This is a genomic window from Allocoleopsis franciscana PCC 7113 (assembly GCF_000317515.1).
GTDB lineage: Bacteria > Cyanobacteriota > Cyanobacteriia > Cyanobacteriales > Coleofasciculaceae > Allocoleopsis > Allocoleopsis franciscana.
Map to the genome: position 1 here is coordinate 4,107,511 of NC_019738.1, position 19,375 is coordinate 4,126,885.

Here is a 19,375-nt window from a genome sequence, read left to right on the forward strand (position 1 = left end):
GTACTGTTTAGGTCAAAGCACGATACGCTCTTTGTGACACGTAGCTCAGCCAAGCGTAGCAAACTCTACTCCTAGCGTGACGCTAGCGCACGGCTTTTAAAGGCGTTGGCGTGAAGCGGATGCAACAGTATGCAGCGTTAAGTCCACAGCACCATGTTCAAAAAACCTAGTGCACTACCAGCATCGCTTCTTACCAAAAAGTAGGAACTCGCTTTTCACCCGGCTCTTCCCCAAGACGTGAGGATACAGGAGTGAGTAATACAGAGAACACCCCTTCGCCCTTCGTTTCCGATATTTCGTTAATGTTCTTCCCAGACGGGGAAGATATGACCCATCACCACCAGCCCGTTGAACAGCAAAAGCAACTCTTGAAACAGCGCCTGAACCTACAGACACAGGCACTGGTAACACTGGCAAGAAGCCAGACCATTGACCGGGGCAACTTCAAGGCGGCCTTGCAAGAAATTACAGAGGTTGTCGCCGATATTCTGAACGTTGAACGGGTGAGCGTTTGGCTCTACCAAGGTATTGCTGTGGCTCAGAGGCTACCGTTGGGGTTCTTTCCCCAGGTCAATGAGGCTTTCTTTGAGCGGGGCACACCGTCAGGCACGGCAAGGCAGGTTCCAGGGACAGAGGGCATACGGATAAAGTGTCTGGACTTGTATGAACACAACCTCCGATGTCATACATCGGGCACGGAACTGGCAGCGGGAAATTATCCAGTTTATTTCCAAGCGTTAGCGAGTGAATGCCCTCTTGCCGTACATGATGCCCAGACTGATTCTAGGAGCCAGGAATTATCTGAGTCCTATCTCAGACCAAACGGTATCACCTCATTTTTGGATGCGCCCATTTGGCTTAACGGTCAGATGGTGGGAATTGTTTGTCTTGAACACATTGGTGTACAACGTCAGTGGACGTTAATCGAAGAAAATTTTGTCACCGCGATCGCAACTCTGGTTGCTCTCACGATTGAAGCGTGCGATCACATCCTGACTCAAAAACAAATGAGACAGCACCACCAATTCTTGGTGAGTGAATACCATGACGACCTGGAGAGATTGGTAGAAGAACGGACTGCCGAACTCACAAGAACGAATGAAAAACTGCAAAAGGAAATTCAGCGACGTTCTACGGTTGAAGCCCAACTTAGAAATTACCAGCAGCACCTTGAGGAATTAGTTGAAGAAGGGACTCGCGAAATCATTCAAACGAACGAGCAACTTCAAAGAGAAATTCTCAGTCACCAACGCGCCCAGGAGGCTTTACAGGAAAGTGAGGAGCAATTCCGATGCTTGTCTGAGGCGACATTTGAGGCGATTTTGATTATCGATCAGGGCAATTTATGCCAAGTGAATACTAATTTCACTCAGCTATTTGGTTACGAATCTGGGGAAGTAATTGGCAGAAATTTAGGCGAATTCTTAGCTCCTGAATATCGGAGTTGTGTGCCACAGCTTACAGCGTCCAATAGTGAGCAAATGTATGAAACATGTTGCCTCAAGAAAGATGGTTCAACCTTCCCTGCTGAAATTCGCAGTAAAGCGATTCCTTATCAAGGACGCCTTGTAAAAGTAACAGCTATTCGAGACATTACAGCCCAAAGCCAAGCTCAGGAAGAACTCAAGAAATCTGTTTCTCTACTCAATGCCACTCTTAACTCTACAACGGACGGAATTGTTGCGGTCAGTACAGCCGGGAAAATTGTCAGCTTTAACCAAAAATTTGTCGAGATGTGGGGGCTTTCACAGGACGTTTTGAGGGTGCCCGAAAAGCAAGAGGGATTCAAATTTTTCCAGGAGCAGTTAAAAGAACCGGAACGTTTTTTAGAAAAAGTCAATCAGTTTTACGCTCAACCCAATGCGGAAGGTGATGATGTACTGGAATTAAAAGATGGTCGAATTATTGAATGCTTTACCCAACCTCAACGCAGTGGCTTTCAAATTATTGGTCGAGTATGGAGCTTTCGGGACGTTACCGAGAAAGCGAAGGCAGAAAATACATTGCGCCAACATCTCCAACAAGAACTTCTGATTGCAGGGATGTGCGATCGCATTCGTCAATCTCTGAACCTGGGGGAGATTCTCAACACCACCGTCGAGGAAGTTCGACAGTTTCTTCGCACGGATCGAGTGATCATTTACCGTTTTGAGCCAGACTGGAGTGGAACGGTTGTGGTTGAGTCTGTTGCTCCTGAATATCTTGCCACCTTAGATATTGTGATTCACGACCCCTGCTTTGGAGCAGACCAAATCGTACCCTACCAGCAAGGACGTATCCAAGCGTTCGCGGATATTTGTGCTGCCGGGTTAACCCCCTGTTATGCCGATTTTCTCAGGCAGTTACAGGTGAGAGCCAATCTTGTGGTACCGATTTTATATGGCGTGAGCAGCCAGAAGAGAGGAGGAGACGGAGAACGGCTACGTCCAGAGGGAGATAAAGAGCCGGCTTTATGGGGACTTTTAATTGCTCATCATTGTAGCGGCTCTAGGCAATGGCAGCCGATTGAAATTGATTTGCTTAAATCCTTGGCAACCCAAGTTGCGATCGCAATTCAGCAATCCTCGTTATTTGAACAGCTAGAAGCTGCCAATCAAGAACTACAGCGCCTTGCGAGTATTGATGGTCTTACCCAAGTGGCGAACCGACGGCGGTTTGATGAATATCTGCACGAGGAGTGGCGGCGGTTAGCACGGGAGCAAAGCCCCCTGTCGCTAATTTTATGTGATATCGATTATTTCAAGCTCTACAACGATAATTACGGTCATCTCGCCGGAGACTTTTGTCTGCAACAAGTCGCCGCCGTCCTCCGTCAGTGCGTGAGGCGTCCCCCTGATTTGGTGGCTCGTTACGGTGGAGAAGAATTTGCCCTAATTTTACCGAACACAGATGCTAGAGGTGCGGCTTTTGTGGCTGAAACGGTTCGACAGCGCGTTCGAGGGTTGAGAATTCCTCATGTCAAATCACCGGTGAGCCAATATGTCACGCTCAGTTTGGGGGTTGCCAGTACCATACCCAGGCTCTATGCTTCATCACAAAAGTTGATTGGGGCAGCGGATGAAGCGCTGTATCAGGCTAAAGCAGAGGGACGCGATTGCCTGAGGCACCAAAGATAACCTGGGATGCCTCCCGTTTTTGTAAAAATAAGGTCGGCAGGGGAGCAGGAGAGCATTTAGATATAAACTCTCCTCATCTTCTCTTCTTTAAAGCGTGTACATTTGCGATGCTCTCATCCTCTGTACAGTCACAGTCTGAATCAAAAAAGATATCAGATTGAGTCGAGGGAAAATCTAAAATCAAATGGCTCTAAGACGCCTGATTCCACATCCTTCTAATTTTTTCGGGTAAGAAACTGGCAATTTCTTCAATTCTTGCTTGTGACAATTCCTGTTTAGTTGCACTGAAAACGGCACAAATGACGGTTTCTAAATCGATTCCTTCGGGTAAATTAGCTTCTTGACGAAGTCGGAACAGAAAAGAATCAGAATCAAATTTCATCGGTCCCTGAATGCGGCTGAGGAATCCCATCACCGGGTCAGTGTCTCGCCATAAATCCCCTAGATCGTCGGGTATGGGTTTGTATTCTTCTGTGGGCACCTCCTCGTTTTCTTCTTTGAGTTCTATGGCTACCCGATCCGAGGCTTCTGTTGTCATCAAATCTCGCATTGTCCGGAAGACGAGTTCAGTGATATCTTTAGCCACAAAGGCATTCTCTAAATGCCCTTTATGCATTACTGTTTCCATGAAAGTCATATATTTTCTCCTTGACTTAATCACATTTTTATTCTGCCCAACGCTTAATTTTCTGTATTGGGCAGTTCTATTCCAAATGAGCAACGGCAAGATCTAAACAGTCTTTGATTAATTTACAGATGCTTTTAAGCTATAGCGGATTGAGTAAGGACTTACTCCTGTTTTTAGGAAAAATTTAAATCTTGCTCTTGCTTTTTCAGTCACATACCCAAACATTACAAGTGTTTGCTTGCTTCTACATCCGTCATAGGAAACAGCCCAAAAGATAGATTTTTTAAGCCTTTGTTAATTTCATTTAGGTTGAGCTTGATTCTATTTCAAAGCTGTGAAACTCCCTCAAGCAAAGTGTTACAATTTTTTTTACCCTGGCATCTAAACCAAGATTAAGCAAGGGGCTTCATGTCCCTTGTTGGTGACATTTATTTTGTAAAGAAATATCTCTAAATAATGTTAAAAATTTAATTATGTGGATCAAGTTTAGAAACCGGAAAAGTGACTGTAACGGTTGTGCCTTGATGGAGAATGCTTTCGACTTGAATTTGACCGTGGTGATTCTCGATGATAGCTTTAGCGATCGCTAATCCTAACCCCGAACCGGCTGCCGTATCATGTTTTCTGGCAGGATCGACTCGATAGAAACGGTCAAAAAGCTGGGGCAATGCCGATTCTGAAATACCGATGCCTGTATCGCGGACTTGCACTCGCAGGAGGGATTGCGTGTTTCGCCCCCCAACATGGCTCAGACGTTGTAACTGCTGCAATTCCACCTGAACAGATGCCTCACCAGGATTCTCGGTAGAGGCAACGGTGTATTGCAGGGCGTTACTCACCAGATTAGTAAATAAGCGAGCAAGCTGATCCCAATCTCCTAAAAGCGTAAAGGCATCGTCTGATAAAGCCGGAAATATCGCACAGTGTTCCCCTACAAATTCTTCGCTGGGTGTTTCTACGAAATGTAAGGAGAGAGAAATGCCCTTCTCAGCCGCCAGTAACTGTTGTTCTTCGATCACCTCCATCAGTAAAGCATCCAGAGGTACAGGTTGCCATTGGGGTTGTATGATGCCACTATCCACCCGTGCTAAAAATAAGAGGTCATTCACCAAACGCCCTAATCGTTGGGTTAACCGCTCTACCACCTTGAGCTGCTGGCGTTGCAGGGGAGAGTCCAAATCCGGATCAGCCAGGGCAACCTGCACGTTGGTTTGAATCATGGCGATCGGATTTCTCAGCTCGTGGGAAGCGTCGGCTGTAAACTGCTTCAGACGTTGATAAGATTCTCGCACCGGCTTCATCGCCAATCCGGAAAGGAACCAGCCGATCGCGGCAACAGACATTACCATGAAAATTGTGCCCAGGGTGAGATCGACAATGAGCTGGCGAATCGGCTTAGTCACCTCAAACCAAGGATGGCTGACTCGCAGATAGCCTAAAACGTAACGCCCAAGTTGTACCCGTTTAGTTACCTGTCGCAACAGATGATCAGCAGATAAATGTACAGTTTCGCCTGTATCGTTAGGGTGTAAGGAAATCTCCAGAGGTTCGGATAGGGTTGACCACAACAACTCTCCCGTAGGACTAAACCACTCTAAGTCAATGTGGTCATCTTCTGCGGTGTCGGCGTTATCTCGAAAACTGGCTTCAACGTTAACTCGAAAGGGGATGTCGGACAATCGTACAGGTTCGATGACGAGCGATCGCTCCACCACTTCTACCACATGTTCGAGAGTATCATCTACCCGCTCAATCAAGGTGCTACGAACATATAAATAAAAACCTGTAGCAAATAGCAGCAGCAACACTGCCGTTACAGTGGTGTACCAAAGAGCTAAACGTCGGCGGGTAGCCTGAAACATGATGGTATGCTTCCCAAACTTTGATGGCAACGGTATCCCCATGCCTCTATACGGTTGTAAGATCCGCCACTGCTGAACACACTCAAAAATCCTGCTTTAGACTTATTCCTTTTGATAGGTAGTAATACTTATGTATGACAGTCATAAAGAATATATGTAGAAACATTAAGGTGCATCACTCATGATTTCACGTTGGTCTAATCCACTACCGAAAGAAGAGTACACAGCCGCCAAAGTCGTCATCTGTGCTTATGAGAACCAATGGGTTCCTATTACTTTTTCCAGTTTGGCGGAGGCGATACGGCTTTACAATCAGGCGGTGCTTCACGGTACAGAAATTTTTGTATTTCCTTGTGATTTAGTTCCCTGGAATCCAATAAAAGACTAAAGGCGATCGCTTAGACGGCTGGCATCTGAGGGTTGCGTTCCAGTAAAATGGCTCGGATGCCCACTGCCCTTGCGCCCTGGAAGTCTTGTGTCAAGCTATCCCCAATGTGCCATGCATCTTGCGGTTCACAGAAATGTTTTTGTAAGGCAATGGAAAAAATTCGGGAATCAGGCTTCGCGACACCCGCCTGAGTACAAACCGTGATTGAGGTAAAAAACGTCTTCAGGTTCAGCGCTTCTAATACATAATCCAGACGGGAATCAAAATTAGACACAATCCCCATCTCAATCCCAATCCGTTGCCATGCTTGCAACGCCGGAAGCACATCGGGATAGATAAACCAAGGTTCAGCCGTGGCAAAGTAATTGTAGAGTTGGTCAAAAAAATCATCGAAGTCAGCAAATTGGTGAAGAACGCCAGCTTGTTGGAATGTGCGCTGGGCAATCACGCGCCACCATTCAAATTCGCACTGGGGAATCTCATCAGGGTAACATCCAGGAAAAACTGGGGGGTTGGTGGCGGCAAACGCTTGGATAAAGGCTTGGTTCAATGAGTCCGTTGGGACTGTAACGCCAAACCGTTGCGCGATCGCACTATACACCTCCCCCACACTCCCCCGGATACCAAACAGTGTACCGACGGCATCGAGAAAAATCACTTTCGGTTGTTGCATGTTCTTTCAACTAAGAGTTTCCCGATAACATCTCCACGAAAGGTTGTGCTATCCAGTTCAAGCCAACTTTCAGCTTGTGGTCTAAAGTCGGCATCCGATAGAGATAGGCAAGACGCCGAGTCAGGTAGGCTAAGGGGCCATCTAACTTAATTCCCAGACCGGTGAAAGTGGCATTGTCTATCCCCAAGGTCATCATCTCCCCTAAGTGCTGATAACGGAAGGGTAGCAGAGGACGACCGGTGAGGGAAGCCCAAATATTCCAGGCGGTATAATCGGCTTGTTGGAATGCCGCTTGCGCCGTGTTGGGGACTTGTTGACCTTCGGCATCATGGCAATCGGCGAGGTCGCCCAAAGCAAAGATTTCGGGATGATCAATGGCTTGGAGTGTCGGTGTTACAGTCAACTGTCCCCGTTGGCTTTGCTTGAGTGAGAGGGCACGTACAACGGGCGCAACCCTTGTTCCCACAGTCCACAACACCAAATCGACGGGAATGGTATCTAGTTGTCCTTTATAGAGCAGGGAAATTGTATCTGGCTCAATTGACGCCACAGAGGTTTCTAAATCAATCCAAACACTCCGGTCATTTAAAGCCTTATGAGCGGCATCGCGATTAAAATCTGTTGAGGTTCTGAGAATCATATCACTCAGTTCAATCAACCGCAGTCGTCCGCGATCGCCGAGTCGTTCAGCCAGTTTGCAAGCTAACTCAACTCCCGAATAACCCCCACCCACAATCGCGACTCGGATTTTCTCCTTGTCAGACTCTTCCAAAATCCGCAGCCGTTCTTCTAAGCGATAGGCATCCGCTATGGTGCGGAATCCAATCCCATACTCCATTACCCCAGGTGCCATATCCAGGGGAGTTTCTCCACCCATCGCCAACACCAAGCGATCGTAAGTAAAGTCTGGGCCATCTTGCAGTTGTACCTGCCGCTCCTCTACATTAATGCCAGCCACAGCGGCTTGAGTGAATCGCACCCCTGTGTTGGCTAACAGTTCTTCATAGGGTGGGGCAATTTCCCAGGTTTGGAGTTCGCCCGTCAGGAGTTCATACAGTAACGGTGTGAATAAAAAGCGATCGTTTTGATCGACGAGGATAATTTCCGGTCGTTGGGGCTTTTCCCACGGTAATTGACTCAAGCGCAGGGCAGTATAGAGACCCCCAAAGCCTCCTCCAAGAATACAGATTCGGGTCGGTTGTTCACTCATGGTTTAAAGCGCGTGCGTCCCTTGCGGGCTATTTTCTTCAGTGTAGCGAGACTCTTCCCAGCTAGCTCTTGGAGGTGGGGTAATTTACATCCTGCGTTAACGCACCGCAATGCTCACAGACTTCAACCCTCAGTTAATAGGGCTGTATTGAAAATATCTGGGCTTTTTTTTCCTTTTAACCTAAACTATTCATCAATCTTGGGATAGATTTTCCACCAAGATTTGTGAAGGGTTTATAGTCTTATGCTTCTATCGCAGATTCAGCTAGAAAAAACTCATAACTCTAGCCACGAGAGACAAGACAACTCATTAACTAAGCAAAATCTCATTCCTAACACTATCGTTTTTATTGATGCTGCTGTTGATGATGCCCAAATTTTAGCGGATGGGGTCATCCCTGGAGCAGAAATCATTTTTCTCGACCCCAACCAGGATGGCGTCGAACAAATTACGGAAGCTTTGAAAGAACGTACTGCTGTTTCTAGTGTCCATATTGTTTCTCACGGTGCACCGGGTTGCTTGTCTCTCGGCAGTACTCAGCTATGCCTGGATACCTTGGAGCGCTATGTTAGTGACTTGCAACTTTGGTCAAACCTTTTCTCTCACCAGTCAAGCCAACATAAAAGCTCAGATCTTCTCCTTTATGGATGCAATGTAGCGGCTGGAGAAGTCGGTATCGCCTTTGTCCAACAACTCCACCAAGCCACCGGAGCCAATATTGCAGCTTCTGGCGATCGCACAGGTAACAGTGCCTTGGGTGGAACCTGGGAACTGGAATATAGAGTGGGTAAAGTTGAGGCTCCTTTGGCATTTCAGCCTTGGGTTATGCAAGCCTATCCCTCTGCGTTTCCACTCGCTCTCTATAACGGCACCTTGGGAACTCTGCCTCAAGAGCAAGGCTTTCTAGCTTTTGCAGACTTATTGCCCAACACTGCCGCTCAAACGCTAGTTGCTGGTGGGGTCACTCTCAATACCGCTCCCCAAGCTGCTTTCGGACGTCGCTATGCCGGCTACAGCAACTATTCTACCGCTGGCACCCCAGCCAATGCTACTTTCCCCATATTGGATCGCACGACGGGCTTCAGCATTTCATTTAATGTTGCCATCACCGAGGAAAATAGTGTCAGTCCGGATCGCGCTGGTTTTAGCTTTATTGCAATTAGTAACGATCTACAGGGAATCGAATTCGGATTTAATAACAATCTAATCTTCGCTCAGCAAGATAATCTCCTGTTCACTCGCGGCGAAAATATTGCTTTTAATACAACCCAAGCGACTAACTACACCGTTAGAGTACTCGGCAACAATTACACACTCTTGGCTAACGGGACACAAATCCTAACGGGAGAGTTACGCAACTACACAGCCTTCAATCCGGCTACCAGTCAGCCCCCTTTGCCTATTGATCCCTATGAATTACCTAACTATCTCTTCTTCGGGGACAGTACTGACCAGGCTGAAGCCATAACGACGATCAGTTCCATCGCAGTCAACCGCACTCCCAACAATTCCACCAATGACACCTACACTATCGAAGCTAACACCCCGCTCAACGTACCCATCAATTTAGGTGTTTTGGCTAATGATACTGACCCGGAGCAAGACCCACTCAATAGCTTCTTGGTGGCTGGACCCGCTAACGGGACGCTGACGTTAAACCCAAATGGTTCCTTTAACTACACAGCCAACCCTGGTTTTATAGGTACAGATAGCTTTACCTACCAAATCAACGATGGCGACTTGACCAATCCCAATGCAGCTACCGTAAGTATCGCAGTCACGCCCACGCCAACGCCAACGCCAGTTCCAACACCAACGCCAACGCCAGTTCCAACACCAACCCCCACAGACACTGCCTTAACGTTGGGGCTGAATCCAAACAATATTTTTGTAATTGAAGGCTCTTCAGGACAAACCCAACTCAAGTACAGCCTTGTGCAAGGCAGTTCTGCTGCTGTGAATGAAGTGGGTGTTGTCGTTCTCGATAATGATGCTGGTACGATTAACGGTGTTGCTCCGGGTGAGGCCGGCTATGTGCAAGCTGCCCTGAGTCAGGGAACGGTAATTTTTTCAGCACTCTCTAACCCCCCCAATGGTTTTGGGGTATCGAATCAAACTCGCAATTTAAGCGTTGATGCAAATGACCGCCTCTTGTTTTACATTGTCCAAAACAGTACCACGGATACAGCACTCGCTGACTTAGCCGCTGGGCGGACACCCCCCAATATATTCTTCGCCTCGTCCTCGTTCAATACGGGTGGGATAGACTCTCTGCAAGTATCAAACCCAGGCAATGGAGTTTTTACCCTGCGCTGGGAAGATAAATTAGGTGGGGGTGACCAAGATTTTAATGACTTAGTGATGACCATTCAACCCACCACTGAGCCTTTAAAAGTGGGTGTAACTTTACAAGGGGAGTCGCAACACGAAGTCATTGATTTACGGAACCAAACAGCAGGATTACAAGCTCAGTTTGTCGTGAATCGAGAGGCGGCTTTTGACAATTTTGTCGGCTTTTATCGAGTTTTGGATGTCAATGGTGGAATTGATACGGATGGAAATGGTACGGCTGATGTTCGTCCCGGCGAGACGGGGTATGCACAAGCGGCTATTCAACAACGGGTGCAAAACTTAGACCTCACTTGTGCTAATCAATCCACAGCGACGTTCACCGCACAGCTAGAGGGTGGATTGATTTATGTACCATTTTTGATTGCCAATGGCAAACCGGATGCACTCTTAGATGGAAATTCCAGTAATGACCCTGCTGTGTATTTTCCCTTTTTAGGGGCTAATGGGGATGGCGTTGACCACATCCGCTTATTGGGGGATAACACTTTCGGTTTTGAGGATTTATCGGGAGGCGGTGATCGGGACTATAACGATGTGATTGTGCGGGTGAATTTTGCCTGAAAATACGTCAGTTTCACTCGAAACGCTGGTTCTCCGATGACCAACGCTTCAAGCTGTAACTGTTATTTCCAGAAAGGACTAAAGCCCCAGGACTACCATCTCCTAAATCTGCGATCGCCGTGAGTGAGGTATTAGCATCTTGGGAAAATTCACTGTAGAGTAAGAGTCCGTCGTCTGCAAAAATTAGAGTCCGGGGCTTAAAAATCTCTGGATTCTCAACGATGCGATTGTCATTTTGCCGTTTCAAGGCTCCAAATATCCGGTCTTCGTATAAAGTAAACACGGCGTCTGGTTTGTTGTTGCCGGTTAACTCAACCAGTCGAACCGACCATTGTCCCATTTCTTTGAGCAGTAACGCATCACTTGGGAGTGCGCCAGACTTGAGATGACCGCTATTCACTAACTCGCGTCTGAGTGTGGGGAGGAGTGCCGATACCCATTCGGGCTGTACTTCGTTGAGGCTGGATAAGGTGACAGACGACGGTTCTATCCATTCTAGGGCAGCGTCTGTGTAGGCGAGAAGGCTACTTTTCACCGCCGCGTCAGCGGTTTTGAACGTGGGTAGGACATCACCTGCCGCCAAAAGCTGAAGCGAACCTCCCTTAAAGGAAACCGCTTTCACCGTCGCCATTATGCCTTCTTGGCGTCCCTCGGCATTCCAAACTGTAATCTGAATTTGGGAATCCATGCCCAATCCGAGATAATTCCACATCTGCTGGGCACTGACGGAGTTGGGCAAAAGCCAATTGGAAAATGGAGCTTGCCACCACCGTGCCCCATCGTGGAAAGCGCTGACTTGCACTTGATACCAGACTTTTAACGGCTCTAGTTGTAGGGTTGGGGAGGTTTGGGCGAAGGGAGGAGTGGGTGATAACGTAGCAAGATTTTCTGCATCCGGGCTATTGGTACTTGCTCCAGGAGTGGTTGTAGCATTTGGCGAAGCTTGCTCCTGTGCTCCCTGTTCCCCGTTCAAGTCTCCCGGTTGCAGCCAATCCGCAGGATTGACATTTAAGACGGGTTGTGCTGTACCAATAATTCGACTGACATGACGGTTGGAGGGGAGCTTTTTACCTAAGAACGTATCGAGACGGTCGAGTAATTCGTTGATGGAGGAATAGTTGACGGGTTTAGTTTTAGAATTTTGAGAGAATTGCCCTAACCAGGCGATCGCTTTTAATCGTCCTTGCTTGACCGCCACAATCAAGGCTCCCCACGCTTTGACTTCCACACTATCGGGATTCACCTTGAGCGCTGTTTCCACCCGATCCAACAAGCTATCGGAATCGGTTTGGATCAACGTGACAATGTCCTGTGCCTGCACCCCTGGAACGAACGATTGGAACATGAGCAGAGCATCGGCCCAGCGACCATCGATTAATTTCGCCAAAATGGCAGAACTTGGGTTTGCCCAGGCTTGCTTAGCTTGGGATTGTGTCACCTGTGCGTGCAATTGAATCAGATCCATTTGCGCTTGGGCGGTAGCTGACCCATTGTTTTTCTTCTGGGATTGCAACAATTCCAACGCAGGCGACCACAACCCATGACGCGCTAATAACAAGGCATTGCGAAAGACTGGACTGTCTAAAGCGGGTTGAATTAAAGAAATTTCTTCCAGAACGATGGGGTTGGGTACAAAATTGCGCGGACGAAGCTGGTAAACCTTGAAGCGGGGTTCTAAACCCACCGTCTGATTGACGACAAATTCTGATTTAGCATCTCCAGTGACTTGCTGCCAAGAGGCACTCTGTTCGTTCGGCGTTGTCCACTGCAACATCACACTCAGGTGCATTTGTTCGGGATTGTAGTGCACCACCTGTCCGTAAGTCATGGGTGTGTCACCACTCAGCCGTTGATTGGAGAGATTGAACCAGAAACCCGGTTCGGGGGCTTTGTCGTCAAAGCGACTGATTTTGGTTAGGGGTAGAGAACGGGATTCAGTGGCTTGATCAACTTGGGTATTGAGTAGGGAAGAAAGCACAAAATACTCTTCGGGGCCTGCAATCTCAAGCTGAGTCGCCAGTTGATAAAATCCTGGCTGGATGGGTTGGTAGACTCTCAGTTCAACAATCTGTTCGCAATCGAGTTGGCAAGCGGGGGGAGATTTCAAGATGGGCAACAACAGCGCTGTCGAACCCTCATCGATGCCATTTTTCGAGAGGAATAGCGCCTCTCCTGGAATTAAGTCACTTTGGCGAACCTCTTGTTGAATCGCTTCCAGGGTTTTTGGGGGTGAGGCGGCGGAAACGGGAATCCGAGTCCACTGGGGTAAATATTGATTGAGCCAAACGACAGCATTGGGGTTGACCATTAACAGAATGGCAAGCCAGATACCGCCCACAATCACACCACTGGCAGTGAGTAACAGAGCGAGTGAACCTAAGGTCACAAGGCAACCCTGTAATCGGGACTTGGATTTCAAGGGTTGTGGGTTTATTTTATGGGAGGAGTGGGGCTTCGGCTGACCGCTTAGGAGTGGCTGGTTTGAACCTACGGGCTTTGCCAATGGCTTTTTGACCCGTCGAGTATTTTTGACGGATGGCTGGCGTTGTGGTGAATCTTGAGGCGTTTTCATCGCTATGTTTACTTCGGCTCCTATCCTCTAATCCCGACGCCCCGATAACACCTGTTCATAGAGTTTACCAGCACGTTCCCATGTATATTTTTTTTCAATCAGCGATCGCGCATTCTCGGAAAGTTGTTTTCGCAATTGGCGGTTTTCCAATAAACGGCTAACAGCATACACATACTCGGTTTGCTCATTCGCTCGCAAGGCTCTCAAAGGAACTTCTCCCCCATCGACTTGTAGTCCTTCCAAACCGCGATCGCTTCCTACCACTGGCGTTCCTGCTGCCATTGCCTCTAAGGTTTTATTTTTGATGCCAAACCCTGTCCGCATCGGCACCACACAAACGGTTGCCTTATGTAAATAATCCACCATTGAAAGTACACGACCTGTGACAGTAATGCCAGGGCTTTGTGTTAACTCCAAAACTTCCGGCACCGGATTCCCTCCCACGATTTCCAGCGTTGCTTCTGGATAGCGTTGCAAAATTTCTGGGAACACCTCCAAGCTAAAAAAACGTGCCGCATCAATGTTTGGGCGATTGTCCATGGAGCCACAGATCACCAGTCTGTGTCCTCCGGGGTCGGAGACGCGCTTAGGGTACAGTTTAAGATCGACACCATTAGGAACCACAGCAATCTGACCCTCCGGTTCGAGCGCGGTGATCTGACGCCGATCCTCCGGCGTGGTCACCACAATGTCAGTGAACTTAGCACAATATCGCTCCTCATAGCGACGTAGCAACGGTAAATTCAACTGGTCTCTCAGTTGATTTTCTGAGGTTTTTGTTTCCAACAGATGGCGGCACGTCCCATAAACAGAACTATGAATATTTACAACCGTTCGCAATTGGGATTGCCATTCGGGTCGTATATAAATTTCATTCACACTATGTTCGCAGGTAATGACTTCAAACTCTCCAGCTTGTACGGCCTCATCTACCCATTGCTGTATATCAGTAGAGTAGTGGTGTAGCACACTCGGAGGTGTTCCCTGTTCCAAAAATGCTTTGAAGCGCTGCATTTTTCCCAGGAATCCACTCTCGGCGTCTGAGAGTTGGGGTTTTGGGAAAACCAGCAGTTCCTCGACCCAATTTTGTAATTCTTCCACTTCCGTTGGCTCTACATCTTCAGCATATTGAGTAATCAAGGTGATGGCATGATGCTCACTCAAGTATTTGAGTAAGTTAAATGTCCTCACCTGAGTTCCCCCTCGCCTTGGCGGATATGGGAAAGTGGAAGAAAGCATGAGAATTTTCATAAACTGTGAGGTTCAGTAAAAAATTGCAACGAGTTGGCTTAACAGAAAGACGACTTTCCAGTACAGGAGAGATAATTATTGATTGAGGTATTCTTCATGAAAATTTATTCAAAGCTTTATTGAATTTTGTCAAAACATTTTTTGTATTATATATCCAGGTCAATATAAATTAGCTTAATACTTCAATCAGCCCTGAGGGAATTGATCAGGATATTCTATGCAAAGTTTTTTGATGAGTCCTTAATCGACAGGCATCCTTCATTAAAATGTTTTTTTAGTTTGAAATAAACTCTTTTTTTGAAAAATATACAATTTAGGTTGAATATTATTATTTTAAGCAAAACAATGCTCAAAGTAAGTGTTTGTATTCCTACTTACAATCGTGCCCATTATCTGGCTTATTCTATTAATAGTGTTTTAAATCAAACTTATACCAATTTTGAGCTAATCATTTGTGATGATGGTTCTACGGATAATACTTCAGGTGTAGTGAGTCAGTTTAATGATTCTCGGATTCGCTATATCAAGCACCCTAATAATATTGGACGAAGTAGAAACATGCGTTCTGGGTTTGATGCAGCTTGTGGAACTTATTTTATTAAATTCGATGATGATGATGCGCTCACACCAGAATTTTTAGAAAAAACGATTGCTGTTTTAGAGGCAGAACCGAATGCAGATTTTGTTTGTACCAATCACTGGATTATTAATCAAAAGAACGAAAGAGTTGAATCAGCTACAGTTGAGAATTCAGCTAAATGGAAAAAAGACCAGCTTAAAGAGGGAATCATTCCTGACTTGATAAGACAAACGTTTCAATACCAAAGCTTGCAAGTTGGTTCAACCCTATTCCGTAGAGCTTGCTTAGAAGAAATCAATTATATGCGTCCAGAGGCAGATGGATGTGAGGATTTCGATTTGCTAGTGCGTTTGGCACTCGCTGGCAAGCAAGGGTATTTTTTGCCAGAGTTTCTCATGGAATATCGTTTACATGGTAAACAGACAAGCCTAAGACAAGATCTTCATTTTTTATCAGCTAAAGTTTTATGCATTAAAAGTTATAAATTTTCTGATCAAGAATTAGAGATACAGCGTTTATATAAATTGGCTGGAACGCAGCAAGTTCTAGGGTTAAGATTAATTGAAAAGGGAGATACTTTAGATGGACGCCGAATTTTGCGAGAATCAACTCAAGTATTAGGACGCTCTCGCAAGGCAACGTTGGGTTTAATTTTGTCTTATTTACCAGTCAGTTTACGGCGAATTGCTTTCCAGGGGTTTCGTCGGATTCGTGCTAAAGACTATTCAGAACGTGTACGAGAAACGGTGGGTTAGAGAGGTTGTAGGCGACATGAATTAAACATCCCTCTTTTGGCTGAACAGAAATCTGTAGTTTATCAGAAGCTATTTTCTATATTTTGGTCAGAATTAGATATTAGGTCGAGTCTGGTGATTGGAGCAAGCCGGTAGTGTCCGATTACAAGTCAACGCCTAACCCTAGTAAAACAAGTCGCAACTTTTTAGGATTCCTAGGCTACTGGGATAGAGAGAGGGTTTTTGCTGCTTGATGATAGTGTTGTTCTTGGCTTTCTTCCTTTAACCATTGAATTTTATAAATGGACAATGGGGGAAGCTTTTAAAATCACTGTATCCAAAATCCAGAATTTTCTGAGTTAAGGGAGTTATATGGAGACGATTGAGCTGAAGTTCATTTTAAAGTTGTTGGGATTTGAGGATTATAGGGCACTCTTATCTAAAATCGAACTGGATTCTACAATCTCAGAGGTTGAGCGAGAAGAGATCTGTCGCAAGCTGTGCGATCGCGGATTGCTGGTTTGTTCCTATAAAATTAGTAAGTTTAAGATTGCCCCTCCCGGTAACTTTCTGCTCAAGCAAGACTGCGAGGAATTACCCTTGACGAAGCAGGAGCGAAAAGTACTTCGGGCAAGTGCCAAGGGAAGGATTACTGCAAAAGAAACGGGCATTCCTGCTGAAGAGCAACAAGTTGTGATTCAAAGTTTGCTTGATCGGAATTTAATTGAGGTAAAACCAAAACACAAAAAAATTAAAGAAGTCTGGTTAACAGAACGAGGGAAGGAATATCTGCAATATGAGTATAATCCTACCGAAAGTTGTGCTGTACTCAGTTCTGAGCTACTGAGTAATTATATTCAGTTCTTGCGGAAATCGTTCCAGGAGATTGCGCCGTCGTCTATGAAGACGCAGATCGTAAATGATGAGAAGATTTTATTGACAATTCAGGAATTGGAGCGTCAATTTGCGACAGATAATCGTGTGCCAATTTGTCATTTACGCGAGAAGCTATATCCACTGCTATCGAGGGAAGAATTAGACGAATCACTCTACCGTTTAGAACGGCTGGAGAGGATTGAGATGAGTGAATTACAAGCGGCAAATGCCTGTACTTTTAGTTCAGAGCAAATTGATGCGGGAATTGTTCAGGAGATGGGTGCTCCGCTGTTTTTTGTTACGTTGAAGTCAAATGGGATAGGGTAGCAAGGGCAGGCGTTTGTAAGTTGCGAAGAATGCAATCGCAGGCAGCATCTAATTATCTCAAAACTTTTTAGAACTTTCTGCTCAAATTTAATCAAAGGAAATTCGTGACCAGCTATCAATAATCGATATCATTCTTTTATCGCTGAGTCCCTCAACTCGTGCGACAACATCGCTTAGAGATTCAAATTTTTGTTTTTTTCTAGTAGTTTGAATCTTTTCAATAATAGTAGTAGCTGTTTTACCAGTTATTCCGGCGGCTCTCAGCCTAATAATGAGATCAGAATCCCTCAGAGTATTAAATACTTCCAAAGGTTCAATCCGATTTGGGATCTGATTTTTAAGCTTGTTAATTTCATCTTCTATTTTTTGTCTTTCTCTGCCCTGTTCAGCCTTTAAATCATTTATTCTGGTCTCAAGCCTAGATTCAAGATTGGTTTGTTTAGATTCAATATTGATGAGGCGAGACTCGGTCACATTTGAGCTAGAAGCGCCATCATTTGAAACAACAGGTTTGGGTTTTCTCAGTAATTTAACTTGCTCTTTAATAACCTCCTCATTCTCATCCTCAATAATAAATGCCCCAATCATCTCACCCTTGCGAGGATCTATCTCTCTTGCTCTGGCAGAAGCGTAGTATTCAAAATGTCCATCAACTACCTCATAGGATTCTAGGCTTGTTCTATGAAGGATTATAGGATTGATAACTCCTTCAGCCGCTAAAACCAATCGTGCTGCTTGTTCCAACTCATCATCTGCAAAGCTTGAGCGAGGAACAGTAGAACTAATTTTTTTTACCGCTACAAGAGAAGTGGATAATTTCATCAGTCCATCCCTGTTTTTTGTAATACTTCTATCGCTAGCAACTCAAATTCCTGCGCTGCTGTAGAATCTGGCTTAAAATCCAATACAGATACAGGATCTGCTATCTCCATATCTCCGATAATTTGAACTTTCTCAGCACACTTAGCCAAATCATCTCTATCATAAATTACTGTATCCATAACTTCTAGACCATATCGTTCTGAAATAGCCTTAATCCGTTTTTGTAAAGTTGATTGTACAAACCGAGCATTGGTCGATATTTTACAGGCAAGAACACCCAGAACTTCAATAGGAATCTTTCCCAGCATTTTCCTAAATCCATTAACTCTTTTCATGAAATCCTTGACATTTATTAATCCCTGATTGGCAAAAGGTTTTAAATCAGAAGGAATAATTAGATAATCGGCAGTAATTAAAGCAATTTTTGCATATAAATTTAACGATGGTGGTGTATCAATTAATACAATATCATATTCATTTTTAGCGGAATCTAGTTTTCGGATAAGCATTGTACTGCTATCAACATTTTCACTTAGTTGCTTTTCATGATTCATTAAATTGATATGGGATGGAACAACATTAATTTCGGGATTACTAAATTGAGATTTTCTTGCTACTTCTTGTATGGGATAAAAATCTTCTGATTCTAAGACATGACGAATATTAGAATCTTTTATATCATCAAATTGCTCATCGTCAAATTTAATTAATCCTGTGGCAAACGTTGTGTTAGCTTGGCTATCAAGGTCAATAACCAAAACTTTTTTACCTTTTTTAGCAATAGCAGCAGCTAGATTTACTACGGTGGTTGTTTTGCCGACGCCGCCTTTGTTATGATAAACCGCAATAATTTTCATAGTATGTTGACTCTTCTTTTCAGGAATAGATGTAGAGATGGGCTGAGTGAGAGTTGGATTAGTCTCTGGATAAAGTTCAGTGGGATTTTCCTGTGAACTATCTCTGCCAATGAGAGCTTTAATCTCGTCTAGCCTAGCATCAACTTCTTGACCAGGACACTGAAATACCAACCGAAGCTCATCTTGAATTCTCTCGTAAATTCTGATTTGTTTACCATTGGTTAACAGCCCATATCGCACGTTCAAGCTTGTCAGATATCGCTGTAGTCTGCGAACATGGTTATTTAAATTTTGATTCGGATGCTTCGCCTCCATGACGACACTTAATGGCGAATTGGCATCCAAGACGAAAGGGATAACTTGCGTTGCAAACGCCAAAAAATCTAAACGAATAGCCCCAAAAGTGACCTCTTGATGCCAGGTGTCGGGAGAATATCCCAACTTTGGAAGTAGATATTGAACAATCAGTTTACTTTCTACTTCACTTTCGTTGCGGCACAGTGACGGATCAAAACTCAACTTTGTGTTTCCTTTATAACATTACTTTTGCCGAGGACAACCTCAAC

13 protein-coding genes are annotated in these 19,375 nt (G+C 45.3%); 5 read left to right on the forward strand and 8 right to left on the reverse strand.

Annotation, left to right across the window (positions count from 1 at the left end):
* Positions 1-251: 251 nt before the first annotated feature.
* Entirely contained in the window at positions 252-3,116 is a 2,865-nt protein-coding gene (locus MIC7113_RS33475) for a diguanylate cyclase domain-containing protein (RefSeq protein ID WP_155898023.1), read from the forward strand.
* A gap of 190 nt (positions 3,117-3,306) precedes the next feature.
* On the opposite strand, the gene MIC7113_RS17145 is transcribed toward MIC7113_RS33475, so the two are convergent.
* Together MIC7113_RS17145 and MIC7113_RS17150 are read right to left on the reverse strand one after the other, a co-directional pair.
* Positions 3,307-3,753: a DUF2267 domain-containing protein gene (locus MIC7113_RS17145; RefSeq protein WP_015183427.1), complete on the reverse strand. Its 447-nt coding sequence runs from the start codon at positions 3,751-3,753 to the stop codon at positions 3,307-3,309.
* Between the two features lie 458 nt (positions 3,754-4,211).
* Positions 4,212-5,606 (reverse strand): sensor histidine kinase, encoded by a 1,395-nt coding sequence (locus MIC7113_RS17150; RefSeq protein ID WP_015183428.1) that lies wholly within the window; start codon positions 5,604-5,606, stop codon positions 4,212-4,214.
* Positions 5,607-5,787: 181 nt separating this feature from the next.
* Between MIC7113_RS17150 and MIC7113_RS17155 the strand changes: the two genes are divergently transcribed.
* Positions 5,788-5,994: a hypothetical protein gene (locus MIC7113_RS17155; protein WP_015183429.1), complete on the forward strand. Its 207-nt coding sequence runs from the start codon at positions 5,788-5,790 to the stop codon at positions 5,992-5,994.
* Positions 5,995-6,004: 10 nt separating this feature from the next.
* Here the strand turns inward: MIC7113_RS17155 and MIC7113_RS17160 are convergent, their stop codons facing one another.
* Both MIC7113_RS17160 and MIC7113_RS17165 read right to left on the reverse strand, forming a co-directional pair.
* Positions 6,005-6,667 carry an HAD-IA family hydrolase gene (locus MIC7113_RS17160; protein WP_015183430.1) on the reverse strand — a complete coding sequence of 221 codons (663 nt, stop codon included), beginning with the start codon at positions 6,665-6,667 and terminating at the stop codon, positions 6,005-6,007.
* Positions 6,668-6,677: 10 nt separating this feature from the next.
* Entirely contained in the window at positions 6,678-7,877 is a 1,200-nt protein-coding gene (locus MIC7113_RS17165; protein WP_015183431.1) for an NAD(P)/FAD-dependent oxidoreductase, read from the reverse strand.
* Positions 7,878-8,120: 243 nt separating this feature from the next.
* On the opposite strand from MIC7113_RS17165, the gene MIC7113_RS33480 reads away from it, so the two are divergent.
* Positions 8,121-10,790 carry a DUF4347 domain-containing protein gene (locus MIC7113_RS33480; RefSeq protein WP_015183432.1) on the forward strand — a complete coding sequence of 890 codons (2,670 nt, stop codon included), beginning with the start codon at positions 8,121-8,123 and terminating at the stop codon, positions 10,788-10,790.
* Between the two features lie 13 nt (positions 10,791-10,803).
* On the opposite strand, the gene MIC7113_RS33485 is transcribed toward MIC7113_RS33480, so the two are convergent.
* Both MIC7113_RS33485 and MIC7113_RS17185 read right to left on the reverse strand, forming a co-directional pair.
* Positions 10,804-13,362 (reverse strand): hypothetical protein, encoded by a 2,559-nt coding sequence (locus MIC7113_RS33485; protein WP_051055713.1) that lies wholly within the window; start codon positions 13,360-13,362, stop codon positions 10,804-10,806.
* 27 nt (positions 13,363-13,389) lie between these two features.
* On the reverse strand, positions 13,390-14,613 hold the full coding sequence (locus MIC7113_RS17185) for a glycosyltransferase family 4 protein (RefSeq protein WP_015183434.1): 1,224 nt from the start codon (positions 14,611-14,613) through the stop codon (positions 13,390-13,392).
* A 345-nt stretch (positions 14,614-14,958) separates the two neighbouring features.
* Here MIC7113_RS17185 and MIC7113_RS17190 point away from each other — a divergent pair, with 345 nt between their 5' ends.
* Complete coding sequence (locus MIC7113_RS17190) at positions 14,959-15,948, forward strand: glycosyltransferase family 2 protein (protein ID WP_015183435.1); 990 nt, start codon at positions 14,959-14,961, stop codon at positions 15,946-15,948.
* Between the two features lie 351 nt (positions 15,949-16,299).
* Entirely contained in the window at positions 16,300-17,130 is an 831-nt protein-coding gene (locus MIC7113_RS17195) for a hypothetical protein (RefSeq protein ID WP_015183436.1), read from the forward strand.
* A gap of 87 nt (positions 17,131-17,217) precedes the next feature.
* On the opposite strand, the gene MIC7113_RS17200 is transcribed toward MIC7113_RS17195, so the two are convergent.
* On the reverse strand, positions 17,218-17,952 hold the full coding sequence (locus MIC7113_RS17200; RefSeq protein ID WP_015183437.1) for a hypothetical protein: 735 nt from the start codon (positions 17,950-17,952) through the stop codon (positions 17,218-17,220).
* Positions 17,952-19,328: an AAA family ATPase gene (locus tag MIC7113_RS17205; protein ID WP_015183438.1), complete on the reverse strand. Its 1,377-nt coding sequence runs from the start codon at positions 19,326-19,328 to the stop codon at positions 17,952-17,954. The genes MIC7113_RS17200 and MIC7113_RS17205 overlap by 1 nt, the downstream gene beginning before the upstream one ends.
* Positions 19,329-19,375 lie beyond the last annotated feature (47 nt).